Source organism: Pseudomonas sp. LA5, from assembly GCF_028640825.1.
Taxonomy (GTDB): Bacteria; Pseudomonadota; Gammaproteobacteria; order Pseudomonadales; family Pseudomonadaceae; genus Chryseomonas; species Chryseomonas aestiva.
This window is the reverse complement of the sequence record NZ_JAQYZY010000019.1, coordinates 215,120-232,438: the sequence shown is the minus strand read 5'-3', so window position 1 is coordinate 232,438 and position 17,319 is coordinate 215,120. Positions and strand designations below refer to the sequence as shown.

The following is a 17,319-nucleotide window of genomic DNA, read 5'->3' as shown; positions in this document are numbered from 1 at the left end:
GTCGACGCGGAGGGTGCTGCGCGATCCCGGTCCCGGAAAGCACGAAGCCGCCTGGCGGCGGCTTCGGTAGCGGACCCTGACGCTTAGAAACGGTAGGTCAGCTGGGCACCCAGACCGTGGGCGCTGTTGTCGTACTTGGCGCTGTAGCCGGCCTTGGTGGAGGTGGCGGGGCGATTGATCGACACATCGTCTTCCCAGAGGTAGGCATAGGCCACATCGATGGTCATGTCCTTGGTCGGCGACCAGCCTGCGCCCACCGAGAAGGTCTTGCGATCGCCCACCGGGATGCGCACGTTGCGGTTGCCGTTGTCGGCCGGCGAGGGGTCGATGGCCATGCCCGCGCGCAGCACCCACTGGGGATTCAGCTGATAGGCCGCGCCGATGGCGTAGGACCAGGTGTCCTTCCAGTTGAGTTCTTCCGTCACGGTCGCCAGGGGCGAACCCAGCACCGGCAGGGTGGGGGTGCCCTCGTTCTCCACGTCGATCGACTTCAGGCGACTCCAGCGGGTCCAGGTGGCACCGGCGTACATCGTCCAGTCGTTATTCAGACGGTAGGTGAAGGAGGCATCGCTGCTTTCCGGCAGGGTGATGTTGAGGCTGGCGTCATACTTGCCATTGAGCCGGCTGACCAGGGCGTTGGTGATCGGACTGGCCTGGCTGTTGGCACCCGTGACCTCGGTGTTGCCCTTGAGCTTGTAGGTGACCTTGGAGTGGTAGGTCAGGCCGAAGGTCAGGTCATCGGTCAGGTCCGCGAGCAGGCCGACGTTGAAACCATAGGCGGTGTCGTCGCCATCGATCTTGACCTGGCCATCCTGGGTGCTGCCGAAGTTGACGTTGCTGTTGAGCTTGCCTTCGATGCGGTTGATGGTCGGACCGAAGCCGATGGAAACCTTGTCGGTGATCTTGTAGCTGACGGTGGGCTGGATGGTGATGACTTCCACCTTGCTCGCCTGACCCTGGTAGCGACCCTGGAAGGCGTGCTCGTAGTTGCTGATCAGCGCATAGGGGACATATACACCCAGGCCGAAGTGCAAACGGTCATCCACCGGGGTCACGAAGTAGCCGAAGGGCACCACCGAGTTGGGCACCATGTCGCCGTCGTTGCTGCCCTGCACGGCCTGGCCGTTGGCGTAGCGACCACTGGCGTCCTTGATGTCGATCTTGGCGTGGATGTAGGCGCCACCCAGGGACACCTCGCGGCCCAGGCGCGACATGCCGGCCGGGTTGCCATAGATGGTGGAAGCGTCCTGCGCGGAGGAAGAGCGTCCGGCGAAGGAGGTACCCATCCCGCTGACACTCTGTTCGTTGATAGCCAGACCGTTCGCCAGGGCATAGCCGGAAGCGCTCGAAACGGCCAATGCAAGTAGGGTCAGTTTTATTGTTTTCATGCTCTTGCAGCTCCATTGAAAGGCGAGAAGCGCTTACCTCCGCGGATTCCCAAGTCCGAGTGAGTACCTGCGCACACTCAGCTTTTAGCAGGCCCTGCTTGCGAATACAAAAAAAACTATTCGGTCACGTTTGGTTCGGGGCGGTCATCAGGCGTTCATCCGACGAACCCGCCTGGAAAGCCGCTGAATGCCACGCTTCCCGGTGTGTGACAGGGGCGTCAAGCGGCACCGAAGAACCGGCCCGGGTGGCTTATACTGTCGGCTCATCTGTTCGGAGTGCGCCCTTGACTTCTGCCCCTCACTGGATCCGCGACGACGCGGCGCTGGCCGCCCTCTGCGCGCGGTGCCAGACCCTGCCCTTCATCGCCCTCGACACCGAATTCATGCGGGTCGACACCTTCTATCCCAAGGCCGGCCTGATCCAGATCGGCGACGGCGAACAGGCCTACCTGGTCGATCCCCTGTGCATCGGCGACTGGACACCCTTCGCCGCGCTGCTGGAGGACCCGGCGGTGGTCAAGGTGCTGCACGCCTGCAGCGAAGACCTGGAAGTGTTGTTGCGCCTGACCGGCAGCCTGCCGCAGCCGCTGTACGACACCCAGCTGGCGGCGGCCTATCTGGGGCTGGCCCATTCCATGGGTTATTCGCGGCTGGTCGCCGAAGTGCTCAAGATCGACATCCCCAAGGACGAGACCCGTTCCGACTGGCTGCAACGGCCGCTGACGCCGTTGCAGGAACGTTACGCGGCGGCCGACGTGACCTATCTGGTCGACGTCTATCTCTATCTCGACGCGCGCCTGGATGACCAGCGGCGTGCCTGGCTGCTGGAGGATGGCGCCGAGCTGGTGGCCAATCTGCGCCGTATCAGCGATCCCTGGGAAGCCTATCGCGACGTCAAGCTGGCCTGGCGCCTGTCGCGCCAGCAACTGGCGGTGCTGCGGGTGCTCTGCCACTGGCGCGAGGTCAAGGCCCGCGAGCGCGATCAGCCACGCAACCATGTCCTGCGCGAGCGCTCGCTGTGGCCGCTGGCGCGTTTCCAGCCGACCGACAAGCAGGCCCTGGCGCGCATCGACGACATGCACCCGCGCACCGTGCGCCAGGATGGCGATACCCTGCTGGAACTGATCGCCGAAGGCGCGGCCACCCCGGCTGAGCAATGGCCGGCGCTGCAGGCCGAACCCTTGCCCCACGAGGCGTCGCCGCTGCTCAAGGCCTTGCGCGCCATCGGCGAACGGGATGCCAAGGCCCTGGGCATGGCGCCGGAACTGATGCTGCGCAAGAAGGTGCTCGAAGCCCTGCTGCTCACCGGCTGGCCTGATGGCGACTACCAGCTGCCGGCTAATCTGCGCGGCTGGCGCCGCGAGCGCTTCGGCCAGGCCCTTCTCGATCATCTGCAGGCGCAACGCACCCCGCCGGCGCCCCTGGAAGACACGCCATGAAACTGCTCTGCTCCATCTACCGCAGTCCGCGCAAGCCGGAAATGTACCTTTATGTCGACAAGCTCAAGGGCCTGAAACCCGTGCCCGAGGGCCTGCTCGCGGCCTTCGGTCCGCCGGCGCTGGCCTTCGAATTCGTGCTGACCCCGGAACGCAAGCTGGCACGGGAAGACGTCGCCAAGGTCCTCGAGAACATCGCCAAGCAGGGCTATCACCTGCAGATGCCGCCGCCGGAGCTGGAGCGCGATGATTACCTCGAGCACCTGCCTGAAGAACTGCTGCGGCTCAACGATCCGCTATGACCGCCGTCCTGCTGCTGGAAGACGCGCCGACCGGCTATGCCGCTGCCTGGCGCCAGTGGGCGCCGGAGCTGGACCTGCAGGTACCGGCGGACCCGGCCGAGGCCGTGCGTCTGGCGCAGCAGCCCTGCTACTGGCTCGGCCAACCCGATCGCGCTGCGGCCCTGTTGCGCCAGGGCGTCAAGCCGCTCTGGCTGCAATCGACCTGGGCCGGCTACGCACCGCTGCTGGCGGCGGATCTGCCCTGCGACTATCGTTTCAGCAGGGCGGTGGGCTTGTTCGGCCAGAGCATCGGCGAATACGTCCTGACCTATCTGCTGCAGTTTGAGCGCCAGGTGGCTGCGCGGCAGGTCAGTCAGCAGGAAGGACGCTGGGATACCCGGTCGCCGGGCACCCTGGCCGGGCGGCGGCTGTTGCTGGTCGGGGCAGGGGACATCGGCCAGGACATCGCCCGCCTGTTCGCGCCGTTCGGCATGATCCTCACCGGCGTCGCCCGCAGTGCACGAACCTTGCCTGGCTTTGCCCGGGTGGTGCCGCTCGCGGAACTGCGCCAGGCGGCGCGGGATGCGGACTTCGTGGTCAATCTGTTGCCGGACAGCGGCAGCACCCGGGATCTCTACGATGCGGACTTCTTCGCCGCCTTGCCTGCAGGTGCCTTGTTCATCAATGCCGGACGCGGCACCAGCGTGGTGGACGCCGAGCTGATCGCCGCGTTGGAGAGCGGACAGCTGGCCGGGGCGGTGCTGGACGTGTTTCGTCAGGAGCCGCTGCCGGCCGAGCATCCCTTCTGGCGGACGCCCAACCTGCACCTCACCGCCCATGTCGCCGGACCCACGCCGCCGGCGGCGGCGGTCCGGCTGTTCGTCGACAATCTCCAGCGCCTGCAACAGGGGCAGCCCCTGCGCGGCGCCGTCGACCTGGCCGCTCAGTCGAAGGTATAGGGGCCGGCCACCGCCAGCTCTTCGACGGTCAGGCGCGGACTGGGCAACTCGCGCCCCTGCAGGGACTCCGGCAGGCTGGCCTTGTCGCCCAGCTTGCCGATGGCCACCGCCAGCTCGACCTTGAACGCCGCCGGTACCTTCAACTCACGCTGGATGCCTTCGCGATCGATCCCGGCCATGCCGTGGGCGTGCCAGCCGGCGTTGGTCGCCTGCAGCGCCAGGTAGGCCCAGGCCGCACCGGCATCGAAGCTGTGACTGGGGAAGGGGACTTCCTCGCCACTGCTGGCGCGCAGCAGGGTGGTCTTCGACAGGATGATCACCAGCGCCGAGGCGTGCTGCGCCCAGCCGCGGTTGAATTCACTGATCAGCGACAGGAAAAGCGCCCAGTGGGCGTCGTCGCGGCGGGCATAGAGGAAGCGCCAGGGCTGGGCGTTGAAGGCTGACGGCGCCCAGCGCGCGGCCTCGATGAAGCCGAGTAGTGTCTCCTCCTCGATGGCGACCGGGTCGAAGGCGCGGGGCGACCAGCGCTGGACGAACTGGGAATCGACGGGATACTGGGGCGTACGGCTGCTGCTGGTCATGGCTTCACCACGGGAGGAAAGGGGAGTCCGGCACGGTAATCCGGTCGGGCGGAGTCGACAAGGGCGCGAACGGTGCTTGGCGCTCGCGGCGTGCGGCACTAGACTGCGCGCCCCCTTTCCTTGCCACGATCTCTGCCATGGCCGCCATCACCCAGCCGTTCTGGAAGCGCAAGACCCTCGATCAGCTCGATGCCCAGGAATGGGAGTCGCTGTGCGACGGCTGTGGCCTGTGCTGCCTGCAGAAACTCGAAGACGAGGACGATGGCGCCGTCTACTACACGCGCATCGCCTGCAAGCTGCTGGATCTCAAGACCTGCCAGTGCAGCCGCTACGCCGAGCGTACCCGCTTCGTTCCCGACTGCATCCAGCTCACGCCGGCCCAGGCCGACCAGTTCGCCTGGCTGCCGCCCACCTGCGGCTATCGCCTGGTGGCCGAAGGCAAGGATCTGCCGGAGTGGCACCCGCTGATCTGCGACGACCGCGAGGCGGTGCACAAGGCCGGCATCTCCCAGTCCGGCCGCATGCTCAGCGAGACCCAGGTCGCCGAAGACGACTGGGAAGACTATCTGATCTTCCGCGCGGGCTGATAACGGCTTCAGACCACCGCGGGGCTGGCCCGCCGCGGTACGGCCAGGTCCGCCGCTCGATGGCAGCGTACCTCCGCCAAGGTGCCTGGCAGCAGTGCCTGAGGTCGCTCGCAACCGGCGCCCGCCTGCGGACAGCGATCCCGAAAGAAACAGCCCGTCGGCAGCACCCGGTTGCCCGGCAACTCGGTGCGCTGCGCCGCGGCATTGCCGGTGAGCGGCTGGTCCAGCCGCGGCACCGCCTCCAGCAACAGCCGGGTATAGGGGTGGCTGGGCTGCTCCAGCACCTCTGCCGCCGCCCCCAGCTCGACGATCTGTCCCAGGTACATCACCGCCACCCGGTCGGCCAGGTGGCGCACCACCGAGACGTTGTGGGAGATCAGCACGAAGGTCAGGCCGCGATCGCGTTGCAGCTGGGCCAGCAGGTTGAGGATCTGGGCCTGTACCGAGATGTCCAGGGCCGAGGTGGGTTCGTCGAGAATGATGACGTCCGGGTCCGACGACAGCGCCCGGGCGATGGCGATGCGCTGGCGCTGGCCACCGGAGAACTGGTGCGGGTAGCGATCCAGGTATTCGGGACGGATACCGACCTGCACCGCCAGGCGCTCGGCCAGGGCGCGCAATTCGACAGAGGAGCTGCGACCCCGCACCACCAGCGGCTCGGTGATCAGCTTCCACACCGGCAGGCGCGGATCCAGTGAGGATTGGGGGTCTTGGAAGACGATCTGGATGTTGCGCTCGCCACGGGCCGTGCCTCGAAGGGAGCCGCTCACCGGCGCCACCAGCCCCATCAGGACCTGAGCCAGGGTGCTCTTGCCGCAGCCGGATTCACCGAGCACGCCCAGGGTCTCACCGGGAAAGAGCCGCAGGTCGATGCCGTTGAGGGCATGGGCCTGGCCCTTGGTGCGCCCGAGCCAGTCGCGGCCCACCGGATAACGCACCTCGACGCCGCTGAGTTCCAGCAGCGGTACGGCAGGCGGAGCAAGGGTGTTCATGCCGGGGCGTCCTCCGCCTGCAGCCAGCAGGCGCTCAGATGATCGGGGGTGTCCGTCGGCAGCAGCGCGGGGCGCGTCTCGCAGCGTTCATGGCGCCGACTGCAACGATCCTTGAAGCTGCAGCCGCCAGGCAGCTGGGCCAGGTTGGGCACCTGCCCGGGGATGCTGGCCAGGTCGCTGCCCGGCACCGCCTTTTCCGGCAGGCAGGCCATCAGGCCCTGGGTATAGGGATGCCGAGGTGCCTGCATGACCGCCGCGGTAGCCCCCTGTTCGACGATGCCGCCGGCGTACATCACATAGACGCGATCGCAGAATTGCGCGACCAGGGCCATGTCGTGGGTGATCAGCAGGATGGCGGTGCCCCGGGCCCGTGCCTTCTCGCGCAGCAGCAGCAGCACCTGGCGCTGCACCGTGACGTCCAGCGCGGTGGTCGGCTCATCGGCGATCAGCAGCTGCGGCTCGCAGGAGAAAGCCAGGGCGATCATGATGCGCTGGCGCATGCCGCCGGACAGCTCGAAGGGATAGCGTTCGAGGATCTGCTCGGGATCGGCGATATGCATGTCCTTGAGCAACTCGATTGCCTTGGCGCGGGCCTGGGCGGTATCCAGCGCGGTATGGCGGCGAATCACGTCCAGCAGCTGGCGACCGATGCGCCGCGTCGGATTGAGCGCGGTCATCGGCTCCTGGAAGATCATCGCCGCCTCGCGGCCGCGGACCTCCATCAGCTGGCGCTCGCTCAAGGCGAGCATGTCGTGGCCCACCAGGTTGACGCTGCCGCCGGTGACCCGGTAGCTGCCGGGGGGCAACAGGCCGAGGGTGAGCATCGCGGTGACCGACTTGCCCGAGCCGGACTCGCCCACCACGCCGACGATCTCGCCGGGGGCCACACTCAGGCTGACGCCGTTGAGCGCCTTGGCGCTGCTGCGAAAGCCGGGGAATTCCAGATTCAGCTGGTCGATGTGCAGAACGGGCTGGCCCATGTCATTTGCCCTTTTGGCGAGGATCGAGCAGATCGCGGATGCCATCGCCCAGCAGGTTGAAACCGATGGCGGTGACCAGGATCGCCAGGCCCGGAAAGGTCGAGTACCACCACTGATCGAGGATGAAATTGCGGCCGCTGGCGACCATCACGCCCCATTCCGCGGTGGGCGGCTGGGCGCCCAGGCCGATGAAGCCCAGCGCCGAGGCCATGAGGATGGCGTTGCCGATGTCCAGGCTGAATTGCACCAGCAGCGGCGGCATGGCGTTGCGGGCCACGTGCCAGTGCACCAGGTGCCATTTGCCGGCGCCGAAGGTGCGTGCCGCCTGGACATAGGCCAGCTGGCGGATGCTCAGGGTCTGACCGCGCGCCAGGCGCACATAGAAGGGGATGCGCACCAGGGTGATGGCCAGCATGGCATTGAACAGACTCGGCCCGAGGGCGGCGGCCAGGGCCATGATCAGCACCAGCGAAGGCACCGAGAGGATGATGTCCATCAGGCGCATCATCAGCCGGTCGAAGGCGCCGCCGACGATGCCCGACAGGCAGCCGAGCAGGCCGCCGCTGGCGCAGGCGGCAAAGGCCACGAACAGGCCGACGCCCACCGACTGGCGGCTGCCGTAGATCACCCGGCTGAGCAGGTCGCGACCCACCTCGTCGGTGCCGAACCAGTGCAGGGCGCTGGGTGCCTGCAGGCGGGCGGTGAGTTTCAGCGCGTTGGGCTGGTAGGGCGCGAGCCAGGGTGCGGCGACCATGCACAGCAGCACCAGCAGGGTGATCACCAGCCCCGTGAGCATCAGCGGATTGCGGCGGATGCGCCAGGCCAGCCAGGCGGTCTGCTCGCGCCAGCCGGGGCGCGCAGCGGTCAGGGTCGTCATGCTAGTTCACCTTGCCGATGCGGGGATCGACCAGCCGGTAGAGCAGGTCGATGAAGCGGTTGAGCAGGACGTAGATGAAGGACACCACGATGGCGAAGCCCATGACCGCCGGGAAATCCAGCGCCTGGATCGACTTGACCACATAGGCGCCCATGCCCGGCCAGGCGAACACGGTCTCGGTGAGCACCGCGCCATAGAGCAGGTCGCCCAGCGCCAGGCCGATCACCGTGATGGAAGGAATCAGCGCATTGGGCAGCGCATGGCGCAGCACCACGGTGGTCTGCGACAGGCCATAGGCGCGGGCGGTGCGGATATAGTCCTCGCCCAGCTGTTCGAGCATGGCGCCGCGGATCTGCCGGGTGATGACGCCCAGGTTGACGAAGGCCAGGGTCACCGCCGGCAGCAACAGGTGCCTGGCCGCGCTGACGAAGCCGGTGAGATCTCCCGCCAGCAGGGTATCGATCAGATAGAAGCCGGTCACCGCTGGCGGTGGCGTCAGCCCCTGGTCCAGGCGCCCGCCGCCGGGCAGCCAGCCGAGGTGCCCGTAGAACAGCACGATCAGCCCCAGGCCCAGCCAGAAGGCCGGGGTGGAGATGCCGGCCACCGCCAGGGTACGGCTGATGTGATCGATCCAGCGGTTGTTGTAGACCGCCGAGAGCACGCCCAGGGGCACGCCAATGAGGATCGACAGCAGCAGCGCGGCCAGGGCCAGCTCCAGGGTGGCCGGGAAGAACAGCTGCAGGTCTTCCAGCACCGGGCGATGGGTGCGGATCGACTGGCCCAGATCGCCCTGCAGCAGGTCTCCCATGTAGCGGAAGTATTGCTGGTACAACGGCAGGTCCAGGCCCAGCTGCTGACGGATGCCGGCGACGATTTCATCGCTGGCACGCTCGCCGGCGATCAGCCGTGCCGGATCGCCGGGGATCAGGTGGGAGATGACGAAGGTGATCAGGGACACCCCGATCACCACGATGAGGATATCGGTCAGCTGCTTGCGCAGCAGATGGAAGAAGGCCATGGCATACCTCGCGAGGCGGGTGCCGGAGCGCGCCGGCACCCGTCGCCCTTACTTGGACATCGCAACGAAATCGAAGACCTGTTCGAGCATGGGGTTGAACACGTACCCCTTGACCGCGGCGCGCATCGGCACCGTGTAGGCCTTCTGGTAGAGGTAGGCGTAGGCAGCGTCGCCCACCACAATCTTCTGGGCCTCCTGGTACAGCGCCTTGCGCTGGGCCACGTCGCTGACGCTGGCGGCGTCGCGCAACAGCTGGTCCACCTTGGGATTGCCGTAGAAGGCACGGTTGCCCGCCAGTCCCGCATTGGTGCTGTCGAACCAGAAGTTCATGAACATGTAGGGATCGGCGAAGTCCGGACTCCAGTTGCCGATGGCGACGTCGAAGTCGCCCTTGCCCAGGCGCTCGCGGAAGGTGGCGTTGGCCAGCTTCTCCATCTTCAGGTTGACGCCCAGGGTGCCCAGGCCCGCCTGCAGGGTGAGGCCGATGGGCTCCCAGGCCGGGTCCTTGTCCGAGTAGAGGAATTGCAGCTCCCGCACCTTGGGCGCCTTGCCCAGGGCGGCCTGGGCCGCTTCCAGGTCCTGCCTGGGCATTGGCAGGCTCGGATCATGGCCCCACATGCCGTCCGGGATCGGGCCGTTCATGAGCTTGGCCTTGCCCATGGCGATGCCTTCGACGATGCCCTGGTAGTCGAGGGAGTCGACCACCGCCTTGCGCGCGTTGACATCGTTCAGGGGCGCGCGCCTGTTGTTGAGGTAGAGGTAGGTCACCCGCAGCGAGGGGTAGGCGGTGGTGACGAAGCCGGACTTCTGCGCCAGCGCCTTGACCTGGTCCTCGGGCAGGTCCTCGATGATGTCCAGATCACCCTGTTCCAGTTGCAGGCGCCGTACCGAAGGCTCGGCGATGATGCGGATCACCACCTGCTTGAGCGTGGGTGCCTGGCCGGCGTAGTGCGGGTTGGGTTCCAGGGTCAGCGACTGGCCCTTCTGCCAGGCGGCCAGGCGATAGGCGCCGGAGCCGGCGGTATGGCCGGCCAGCCAGGCGTCCACGTCCTTGCCGTGGGTGCTGGCCACCTTGGGGTTGATCACGCTGGCGCCGTCGTGGGCCAGGGCGAAGAGGAAGGGCGCGAAGGGCTTCTGCAGGGTGAATCTGATCGTCTGCGGATCCACCACGGTCACCGTCATGTCCGCCGGGAAGATGCTGGACGGGCCCTGCTTGAGCTTCATCAGGCGCTCGACCGAGAACTTGACCGCCTCGGCGGTGACCTCGCTGCCATCGTCGAACTTGTTGCCGGGCTTCAGGGTGAAGGTCCACAGCAGGTTGTCGGGGGATACGGTCCAGCCGCTGGCCAGGTCGCCCTCGACGTCGGTGCTGCCCTTGCCGTCTTCCACCTTGTAGCGCATCAGGCGCTGGTAGGCCGGGTAGGTCACGGTCCAGTCGTTGTTGTCGAAGGTCACGCCCGGATCGACGGTCTGCAGATCCGCAGGCTTGCCGATGACCAGGGTGTCGGTCGCGGTGGCGGCGCTGGCCGGTTGCCAGGCGCCGAGGCCCAGCAGGGAAACCAGGGCGAGCACGCGGGACGCCGATGAAACGTGGGTGCGCGAAGACGAGAACATGCCGGTACCTCGGATTGTTTGGGTTTATGGGTGTTTCGGCAGTGGGCAAGGCGGTCGAGCGAAGGGCTCGCGGCGCCGGATTCGAATGACCCGGTCGCCGGCAGGATCAGTTCAGCAGGGCGGCGAGCTCCTCCTGGCCGAGATGGTGGTAGTCGATCAGCGCATAACGACGGGCGTCGGGCAGTTCGAAGTGCCACCACTCGCTGGGGATGAAGGTGAAGCCGGCGCTCTGCATGATGCCCAGCAGCAGCAGGCGATTGCGCTGGGCGGCGGCGGGCAGCGCCGGATTGAACAGGTGCGACAGCTCGCGCATGTCGTCGAAGCCAGTACCCATGTCCAGCGGTTCACCGGCCTCGTCGAGCAGGGTCACGTCCACGGCCACGCCGCGGCTGTGGTGCGAACCCTGCGCCGGATCGCTCACGTACTGGGCGTCGGGCAGCACCCGCCACAGCAATTGCTGGGCATAGGGCGGGCGGTAGGCATCCAGCACCTGCAGGCGCAGACCGGCCTGTTGCGCCAGCGCGCTGGCGCGGTGCAGGCGAGCGGCGGCATCCCGGTGCAGCAGGCAGTGGGCGTCCTGGTAGAGCACCTTGCCGGCCAGGTTGTCGGCGGTCGCATAGACCAGGTGGATGGCTACGCCGTAGTGGTCGGCGTCGATCTCGACGAGTTCTGGATGGTTCACGGTGCGGAAGGCTTCCTTGGAGTGAAGAAGAGGGCCAGGGCTCATTCGAATTGCCCGAAGCGCTGCTGCAGGGCGCGGTTGCTGGCCAGCCGCTGTTCCAGGGCATCGCCCGAGCGATCCGCCACCGCCGACACCAGCAGGTTCAGCAGGCAGGCCAGCGGCGCCAGGGAGTCCCAGAACTGGTCGACTTCCAGACGCAGTTGCAGCAGGTCGGCGGGGTAATCCCGCGCCCAGGGGCAGTGGTAGTCGGTGATCAGCGCCATGGGCAGCCGGGCATCGCGAGCGCTCTCGCAGAGCTTGCGGGTCACGCTGGAATAGGCGCGAAAGTCGGCCACCACCAGGTAGGGCTGGGCGAAGCCGCTGTTGAAGATGTCGGCGTAGGTGCCCGACAGGCCGTCGACGTAGAAGGCCTTGGGCCGGATGTATTCCAGCAGGCTGTGAAAACTGCCGAGTACCCCGCGGGTGGTCTGGATACCGGCGATGAACACGGCATCGGCACCGGTCAGCTGCCGGACCACCTGTTCGAACACCGGTCCGCGGGCCAGCTGGTAGACGTCCTCGATGGCGGCGAGCTCGGCGGCCAGGGAGCGGTCCAGGGCGTCGCTGCGTCCGCTCTGCTGGCGAAAGGCACTGAAGCGATCGGTGATGCGCCAGGCTTCCAGACCTTCGTCTCTCAGGCTCTGTTTGACGTCGTCGAGGTTGCGATAGCCCAGCGAGCGCAGCAGCCGGCCCACGGAAATGCCGGTGGTGTTGGTGCGCTGGGCGATGCTGTCGGCGGTCTCGAAGGGCAGCTTCTCCGGATTGGCCAACAGGTAGCCCGCGACGCGTTTGCCGGTGGGCGTAAGGTCGGCGAAGGCGCCTTCGAGGGCCTGGAAGAACAGCGGCTTGGTCAAGGTGTAGATCCGCAATGTTATCGAGCTGTCATTAAAAGCTCTGTTGTTCGAAAGCTAACATTGGTTTTCCAGGCGTCGCAAGAGGCCGCACGCCGGTTGTCACCGAGGTGTCGCAAAGCGGGTTTGGGGGTCGTTAAGAGATAAGCCAATCGGGGCTGAATGGCCTGGAGGAAGGTAGCGGCGTCCCGGAAGAGACGCCGCGGTACAGCCGGAGGTCAGCCCAGCGGCGACTCCATGTGCGAGGTGCGCTCGACGGCGCCATAGTGATCGCCGACCGCATGGGCGCGTTCCAGCAGCACCTTCAGCTCGGCCAGGTCCTGGGCGATGCGGGTACCGGGGTCGCGACGCAGCAGGCGGGCGAACAGATGGCCGAGGCGCCCGGCTGGCGGCTCGTAGGCCATGACCGCGGTCACCTCGGTGCCGCCGGGCACGTCGGCGAAGCTGACCCAACCCAGGTTGTTCAGGCCGGCGTAACCGCAGGAGCGCCAGCCGATCAGCCGACCCGGCACGTCGTCGGTGACTTCGGCGTCCCATTCGAAGCGCCCCATGGGCGCCTTGACCACCCAGTGGGAATAGCGGTCGTTGAGCACGTCCACGCGTTCGATATGGCGCATGAAGATCGGCAGGTTGGAGAAGTCGCGCCAGAAGCGATAGAGCTCATCGCGGGGGCGGGCGATGACGATCCGGCGGGTCTGGGAGGCTGCCGAATGCCAGGCCAGCGAACGGCGGACGTCGCGCTCGAAACGCACCTTGGTCAGGGTGCTCTTGATCGAGCAGTGACCGCGCAGGCCGCGTTTCAGCAGCCAGGCGCCAGTGGCGCCGGTCAGCAGGCCGAGCAGACCGCCACGCGCCAGGCCGCGGCTGATCAGCAGGCCACCGCCGGCCACGGAGGCCAGGCGTTCGACGCCCTTGATGGCAGCGGCGTCGCGAGGCGGAGGAGCGAGAGTGGGAGTGGGGGCATCTAGGTGCATGGCAGATTCTCCTTTAGCTGTGGAAAAGACCTGCCCAGAGCCCCCGCCGTTCCCTAGCCGGTCAGGCCCAGTACCCGGAAGACGAAGGCGTATTCCAGGGCCACGTCGCGCAAGGCCTGGTAACGCCCGCTCATGCCGCCGTGGCCGGCGCCGAATTCGGTCTTGAGCAGGAGCAGGGGCGCCTGATCGGTCCGCCGCTCGCGCAGCCGCGCCACCCACTTGGCGGCTTCCCAGTACTGCACCCGGGTGTCGTGATAGCCGGCCACCGCCAGGATGGCCGGATAGGCCTGGGCCTTGACGTTTTCGTAGGGCGCGTAGCTGGCGATGCGCGCGCGCACCTCGGGCTCGTTCGGATCGCCCCACTCGTCGTACTCGGTCACGGTCAGCGGCAGGTCCGGCTTGAGCATGGTGTTGAGCACATCGACGAAGGGCACCTCGGCAATGGCGGCGGCATAGAGGTCCGGACGTTGGTTGAGCACCGCACCGATCAGCAGACCGCCGGCGCTGCCGCCGCTGATGACCACCTGTTGCGGTGTCGTCAGGCCCTGCTCCAGCAGATGCTCGGTGCAGGCGATGAAGTCGTCGAAGGTGTTCTGCTTGTGTTCCAGCTTGCCGCTGCGATACCAGGCTTCACCCAGCTCGCCGCCGCCGCGCACATGGGCGATGGCGAAGCGCACGCCACGATCCAGAAGGCTCAGGCGGGCATGGGAGAACCAGGGGTCGAGGCTGTGGCCATAGGCGCCGTAGCCATACAGATAGAGCGGGGCGCTTTGCGGCAGGTCGCGCCGACCGACCAGGCTGATGGGGATACGGGTGCCATCGGCGGCGGTGGCCCACAGGCGGCGGCTCTCGTAGGCATCGGCGTCAAACGGGCCTTCCACCGGGACCTGCTTGAGCACCCGCTGGGTACCGCTGGCCAGGTCCAGTTCGCGGATCTCGGCGGGGCGATTGAGCGCTTCGTAGCGCAGGCGCATGACCGGACTGTTGAATTCCAGCACGTCCATGGCATCGAGGCTGTAGACCTCGTCCGGCAGGTCGACCCGATAGGGCGCCTGGCCGTAGGGCCGCACCTCCAGAATCGGCAGGCCGGCGGTGCGCAGGCTCAACACCAGCGCCTGGGCGCCGAGACTGGCATCCTCCAGCATCACCTGCGGGTCATGGGGCACCACCGGCTGCCAGTGCGCGCGCGTGGGGCTGTCCTCGGGGGCCTGGTAGAGCGCGAAGTTGATGCCGTCCTGATTGCTGCGGATGTACCAGCCATCGACGCCATGATCGGGGAAGTACTCGTGACCTTCCTCGCGGGGCGCCAGGCAGACAAAGGCCTCGTCCGGCCGATCCGCGTCCAGCACCCAGGCTTCGCTGGTGGTCTTGCTGTGCGACAGCAGCAGCAGCTTGCGCTCGGAGCTCGAACGATAGCAGCCGAGGAAGAAGCGCCCGTCGGTCTCGTGGAAGACCAGTTGCGGCTCGGCATCGCCCAGGTGGTAGCGATAGAGCTTGTGCGGACGATGGGATTCGTCGCGCTCGCCAAAGAACAGGGTGCGGCTGTCGTTGGCCCAGGTCAGGCTGCCGTCGCACTCCTCGAAGGGCAGTTCGGTCACCAGGCCGGTGGCCAGCTCCTTCACATAGAGCCGGTAGGTCTCGTCGCCGACCTGGTCGAGGCTGTAGGCGAGGCGGGTCTGGTCCGGACTGATGGTGAACCGGCCGACCGAAAGAAAGCCGCCGTCGGCGATGGCATTGCCGTCGAACAGCAGCTCCTCGGTCGCCGGATCGGGCGTCAGGTCGCCATTGGCGGGGCGACGGCAGCGATAGTTGCGGCCGTATTCGTCACCGGCCTGGGTGCGCTGGTAGTAGAGATAGTCGCCGCGGGGGACGGGCAGCGACAGATCCGTCTCGCGAATGCGCGCGCGGATCTCTTCGAACAGCTGTTCGCGCAGGGCAGCCTCGGGTGCCAGCTCGGCTTCCAGGTAGGCGTTCTCGGCTTCCAGGTGCGCCAGCACCTCGGGGGCGTCGCGGCTCTCCAGCCAGGCGTAGGGATCGTCACCGGGGGCGCGGCGGGCAATGGGGGCTTGGGTCATGCGGGCTCCTTGGGCGCCGCGCAAGAGCACGCGGGCGGGGCAAAACCGCTATCATAGGCTTCTCCTTTCCGCTATCGCCATGGATCGCAATGACCGAGCAAGAGTACCTGATCGCCTGGGCCGTCTACGCCATCGCCGCGCTGCTGCTGTTGGTGGTGTCTTTCAAGGCCACCGGCTGGCTCTGGCGCTGGCTGCGCGAACCCATCCGGCTGGTGGTGGCCGTGCTGCTGGTGACGCCGGCCCTGGTGGATGCCGAGCATGGCCTCTACGCCCCGGCGATCGCCGTGACGGTGCTGGATCTGGTGTTCAAGGTGGGCAACAGCGCCTGGTCGGCCGTGGCCAACCTGGCGGCCGCCGGCACCATTGGCATAGTGCTCTATCTGATCTTCGTCCTCTGTCGCTGGCTGTACCGGCGCTCCCATCCGCGTCCGGCGCCGGTCGCCGCAGCGGCGCCGACGGATGATCCGCAACCGGAATCGCCGGTGGCCCCGCGGGCCCCGGCAGCCCCGGTCGAGCGCCGCGAACCCCGGGGACGTGGCGAGCGCGTCGAACCCCGCCTGTAATCCAGGCTTGCGCCCGGGACGTGACCCCTTCAGCATGCTGGCGAAGGGCAGCGGCTGCAGCCGCCGTTGAACCAGGCAGCCACCCCGGAGGGACGGACATGTGCGAATTGCTGGGCATGAGTGCCAACGTGCCCACGGATCTGGTCTTCAGTCTCCAGGGCCTCATGCAGCGCGGCGGCCGCACCGGTCCGCATCGGGATGGCTGGGGCGTGGCCTTCTACGAGGGCAGGGGACTGCACCTGTTCAAGGATGCCCTGCCAGGCGCCGATTCCGAGGTGGCCAAGCTGGTCCAGGGCTACCCGATCAAGAGCCATACGGTAATCGGCCATATCCGTCACGCCAACGTCGGGTCGGTCAATCTGGCCAACACCCATCCCTTCGTGCGGGAACTGGGTGGACGCTACTGGAGCTTTGCCCATAACGGCCAGCTGCAGGATTTCCATCCCGAGCCGCGCTTCTACCGGCCGGTGGGCGATACCGACAGCGAGACGGCCTTTTGCAGCCTGCTGGATCAGGTCCGCGAGCGCTTTCCCGAACCCGTCCCGGTGGAGATGCTGTTGCCGCAGCTGGTGAACGCCTGCGATGGCTTTCGCAAGAAGGGCGTCTTCAACTGCCTGCTCAGCGACGGCGACTGGCTGTTCAGCTTCTGCACCACCAAGCTGGCCCATATCACCCGCCGCGCCCCCTTCGGTCCGGCCCAGTTGCGCGATGCGGAAGTCCACATCGACTTCAAGGCCGAGACCACGCCCAATGACGTCGTCACCATCATCGCCACCGAGCCGCTGACCTCCGACGAGGTCTGGACCCTGCACCAGCCAGGGGAATGGCATCTCTGGTGGGATGGCGAGATCGTCTCCCAGGGCCGCGTCTAGACAGGAAGCCACGCCACGATGCTGCGCAGTTATATTCGTCTGCTGTTGTTTACCCTGGCCTTGCTGGTAGGGGTACAGATTCCCGGCTTCATGCTCGACTACGAACAGCGCGTGGATGCCCATCGCCTGGAGTCCGATCAGGCCCTGAGCGGCTTCAGGCAGACCGCGCAGCAGTACTTCGAGGGCAGTCTCGAGGGTCTGTTGGCGCATTACCAGGCCAGTGACGATCCAGTCTTTCGCAGCGATGCCGACAGCCTTGGCATCCTGATACGTCGTAATGCGCTGTTCAACGAAGAGTGGCAGGCGCTGCAGGGGCCCTGGTACCAGCGAGCCTGGCACATCCTGGTGTCGCCCAACAGCGAACTGCGCGACGAGACCCTGCGGCAGTATCGCTATCAGGTGGTGCTTACCCCCGAAGCCATCGGTTGGGGGATAGGGCTGGGACTGGCCTTGGCGGTGACGGTGGAAACCCTCGCGCTCTGGCTTTCAATCCTGCTCTATCCGCGGCGTCCAGCCCGCCGGGTGTCCTAGCCTTCTAAAAAATTTCACG

General features: G+C 66.8%; 18 protein-coding genes. 7 read left to right on the top strand and 11 right to left on the bottom strand.

The genetic code is table 11. The annotated features are described in order from the left end of the window. Positions 1-83: 83 nt before the first annotated feature. On the bottom strand, positions 84-1,388 hold the full coding sequence (locus PVZ72_RS03250) for an OmpP1/FadL family transporter (protein WP_026083577.1): 1,305 nt from the start codon (positions 1,386-1,388) through the stop codon (positions 84-86). 284 nt (positions 1,389-1,672) lie between these two features. On the opposite strand from PVZ72_RS03250, the gene rnd reads away from it, so the two are divergent. The 3 genes from rnd to PVZ72_RS03235 are packed head-to-tail and all read left to right on the top strand — an operon-like array spanning position 1,673 to position 4,064. Beyond that, on the top strand, positions 1,673-2,827 hold the full coding sequence (rnd, locus tag PVZ72_RS03245; RefSeq protein ID WP_187978820.1) for a ribonuclease D: 1,155 nt from the start codon (positions 1,673-1,675) through the stop codon (positions 2,825-2,827). Beyond that, complete coding sequence (locus tag PVZ72_RS03240) at positions 2,824-3,126, top strand: YcgL domain-containing protein (protein WP_187978821.1); 303 nt, start codon at positions 2,824-2,826, stop codon at positions 3,124-3,126. Before rnd ends, PVZ72_RS03240 begins: the two co-directional genes overlap by 4 nt. Next, positions 3,123-4,064: a D-2-hydroxyacid dehydrogenase gene (locus PVZ72_RS03235; RefSeq protein ID WP_273861206.1), complete on the top strand. Its 942-nt coding sequence runs from the start codon at positions 3,123-3,125 to the stop codon at positions 4,062-4,064. Before PVZ72_RS03240 ends, PVZ72_RS03235 begins: the two co-directional genes overlap by 4 nt. Here the strand turns inward: PVZ72_RS03235 and PVZ72_RS03230 are convergent. Then, on the bottom strand, positions 4,049-4,645 hold the full coding sequence (locus tag PVZ72_RS03230; RefSeq protein ID WP_133859638.1) for a nitroreductase family protein: 597 nt from the start codon (positions 4,643-4,645) through the stop codon (positions 4,049-4,051). The two genes, PVZ72_RS03235 and PVZ72_RS03230, sit on opposite strands and share 16 nt — an antisense overlap. A gap of 137 nt (positions 4,646-4,782) precedes the next feature. On the opposite strand from PVZ72_RS03230, the gene PVZ72_RS03225 reads away from it, so the two are divergent. Further along, a complete protein-coding gene (locus PVZ72_RS03225; RefSeq protein ID WP_058762427.1) occupies positions 4,783-5,232 on the top strand; it encodes a YcgN family cysteine cluster protein in 450 nt (149 codons plus the stop codon). A gap of 8 nt (positions 5,233-5,240) precedes the next feature. Here the strand turns inward: PVZ72_RS03225 and PVZ72_RS03220 are convergent, their stop codons facing one another. The 9 genes from PVZ72_RS03220 to PVZ72_RS03180 all read right to left on the bottom strand — a co-directional run bounded on the left by PVZ72_RS03220 (position 5,241) and on the right by PVZ72_RS03180 (position 15,334). Then, entirely contained in the window at positions 5,241-6,224 is a 984-nt protein-coding gene (locus PVZ72_RS03220; protein WP_187978823.1) for an oligopeptide/dipeptide ABC transporter ATP-binding protein, read from the bottom strand. Next, on the bottom strand, positions 6,221-7,204 hold the full coding sequence (locus PVZ72_RS03215; RefSeq protein ID WP_187978824.1) for an ABC transporter ATP-binding protein: 984 nt from the start codon (positions 7,202-7,204) through the stop codon (positions 6,221-6,223). Before PVZ72_RS03215 ends, PVZ72_RS03220 begins: the two co-directional genes overlap by 4 nt. Before the next feature lies 1 nt (position 7,205). Beyond that, entirely contained in the window at positions 7,206-8,081 is an 876-nt protein-coding gene (gene ddpC, locus PVZ72_RS03210; protein WP_273861205.1) for a D,D-dipeptide ABC transporter permease, read from the bottom strand. 1 nt (position 8,082) lies between these two features. After that, positions 8,083-9,099, bottom strand: a complete 1,017-nt coding sequence (locus PVZ72_RS03205) for an ABC transporter permease (protein ID WP_133859634.1) — start codon at positions 9,097-9,099, stop codon at positions 8,083-8,085. 48 nt (positions 9,100-9,147) lie between these two features. Continuing rightward, positions 9,148-10,713 carry an ABC transporter substrate-binding protein gene (locus PVZ72_RS03200; protein WP_273861204.1) on the bottom strand — a complete coding sequence of 522 codons (1,566 nt, stop codon included), beginning with the start codon at positions 10,711-10,713 and terminating at the stop codon, positions 9,148-9,150. Positions 10,714-10,819: 106 nt separating this feature from the next. Then, positions 10,820-11,395 (bottom strand): D-alanyl-D-alanine dipeptidase, encoded by a 576-nt coding sequence (ddpX, locus tag PVZ72_RS03195; RefSeq protein WP_273861203.1) that lies wholly within the window; start codon positions 11,393-11,395, stop codon positions 10,820-10,822. Positions 11,396-11,436: 41 nt separating this feature from the next. Continuing rightward, positions 11,437-12,288, bottom strand: a complete 852-nt coding sequence (locus PVZ72_RS03190; RefSeq protein WP_133859631.1) for a MurR/RpiR family transcriptional regulator — start codon at positions 12,286-12,288, stop codon at positions 11,437-11,439. Between the two features lie 215 nt (positions 12,289-12,503). Further along, complete coding sequence (locus PVZ72_RS03185; RefSeq protein WP_273861202.1) at positions 12,504-13,259, bottom strand: SRPBCC family protein; 756 nt, start codon at positions 13,257-13,259, stop codon at positions 12,504-12,506. Between the two features lie 53 nt (positions 13,260-13,312). Next, a complete protein-coding gene (locus PVZ72_RS03180; RefSeq protein ID WP_273861201.1) occupies positions 13,313-15,334 on the bottom strand; it encodes a S9 family peptidase in 2,022 nt (673 codons plus the stop codon). Positions 15,335-15,423: 89 nt separating this feature from the next. Between PVZ72_RS03180 and PVZ72_RS03175 the strand changes: the two genes are divergently transcribed. The 3 genes from PVZ72_RS03175 to PVZ72_RS03165 all read left to right on the top strand — a co-directional run bounded on the left by PVZ72_RS03175 (position 15,424) and on the right by PVZ72_RS03165 (position 17,300). Continuing rightward, positions 15,424-15,897, top strand: coding sequence for an MFS transporter (locus PVZ72_RS03175; protein WP_187978830.1), 474 nt, complete (start codon positions 15,424-15,426; stop codon positions 15,895-15,897). A 98-nt stretch (positions 15,898-15,995) separates the two neighbouring features. Beyond that, entirely contained in the window at positions 15,996-16,769 is a 774-nt protein-coding gene (locus PVZ72_RS03170) for a class II glutamine amidotransferase (RefSeq protein WP_027596905.1), read from the top strand. A gap of 18 nt (positions 16,770-16,787) precedes the next feature. Continuing rightward, positions 16,788-17,300: a DUF2937 family protein gene (locus tag PVZ72_RS03165; RefSeq protein WP_263258971.1), complete on the top strand. Its 513-nt coding sequence runs from the start codon at positions 16,788-16,790 to the stop codon at positions 17,298-17,300. The last annotated feature ends 19 nt before the right edge of the window (positions 17,301-17,319 follow it).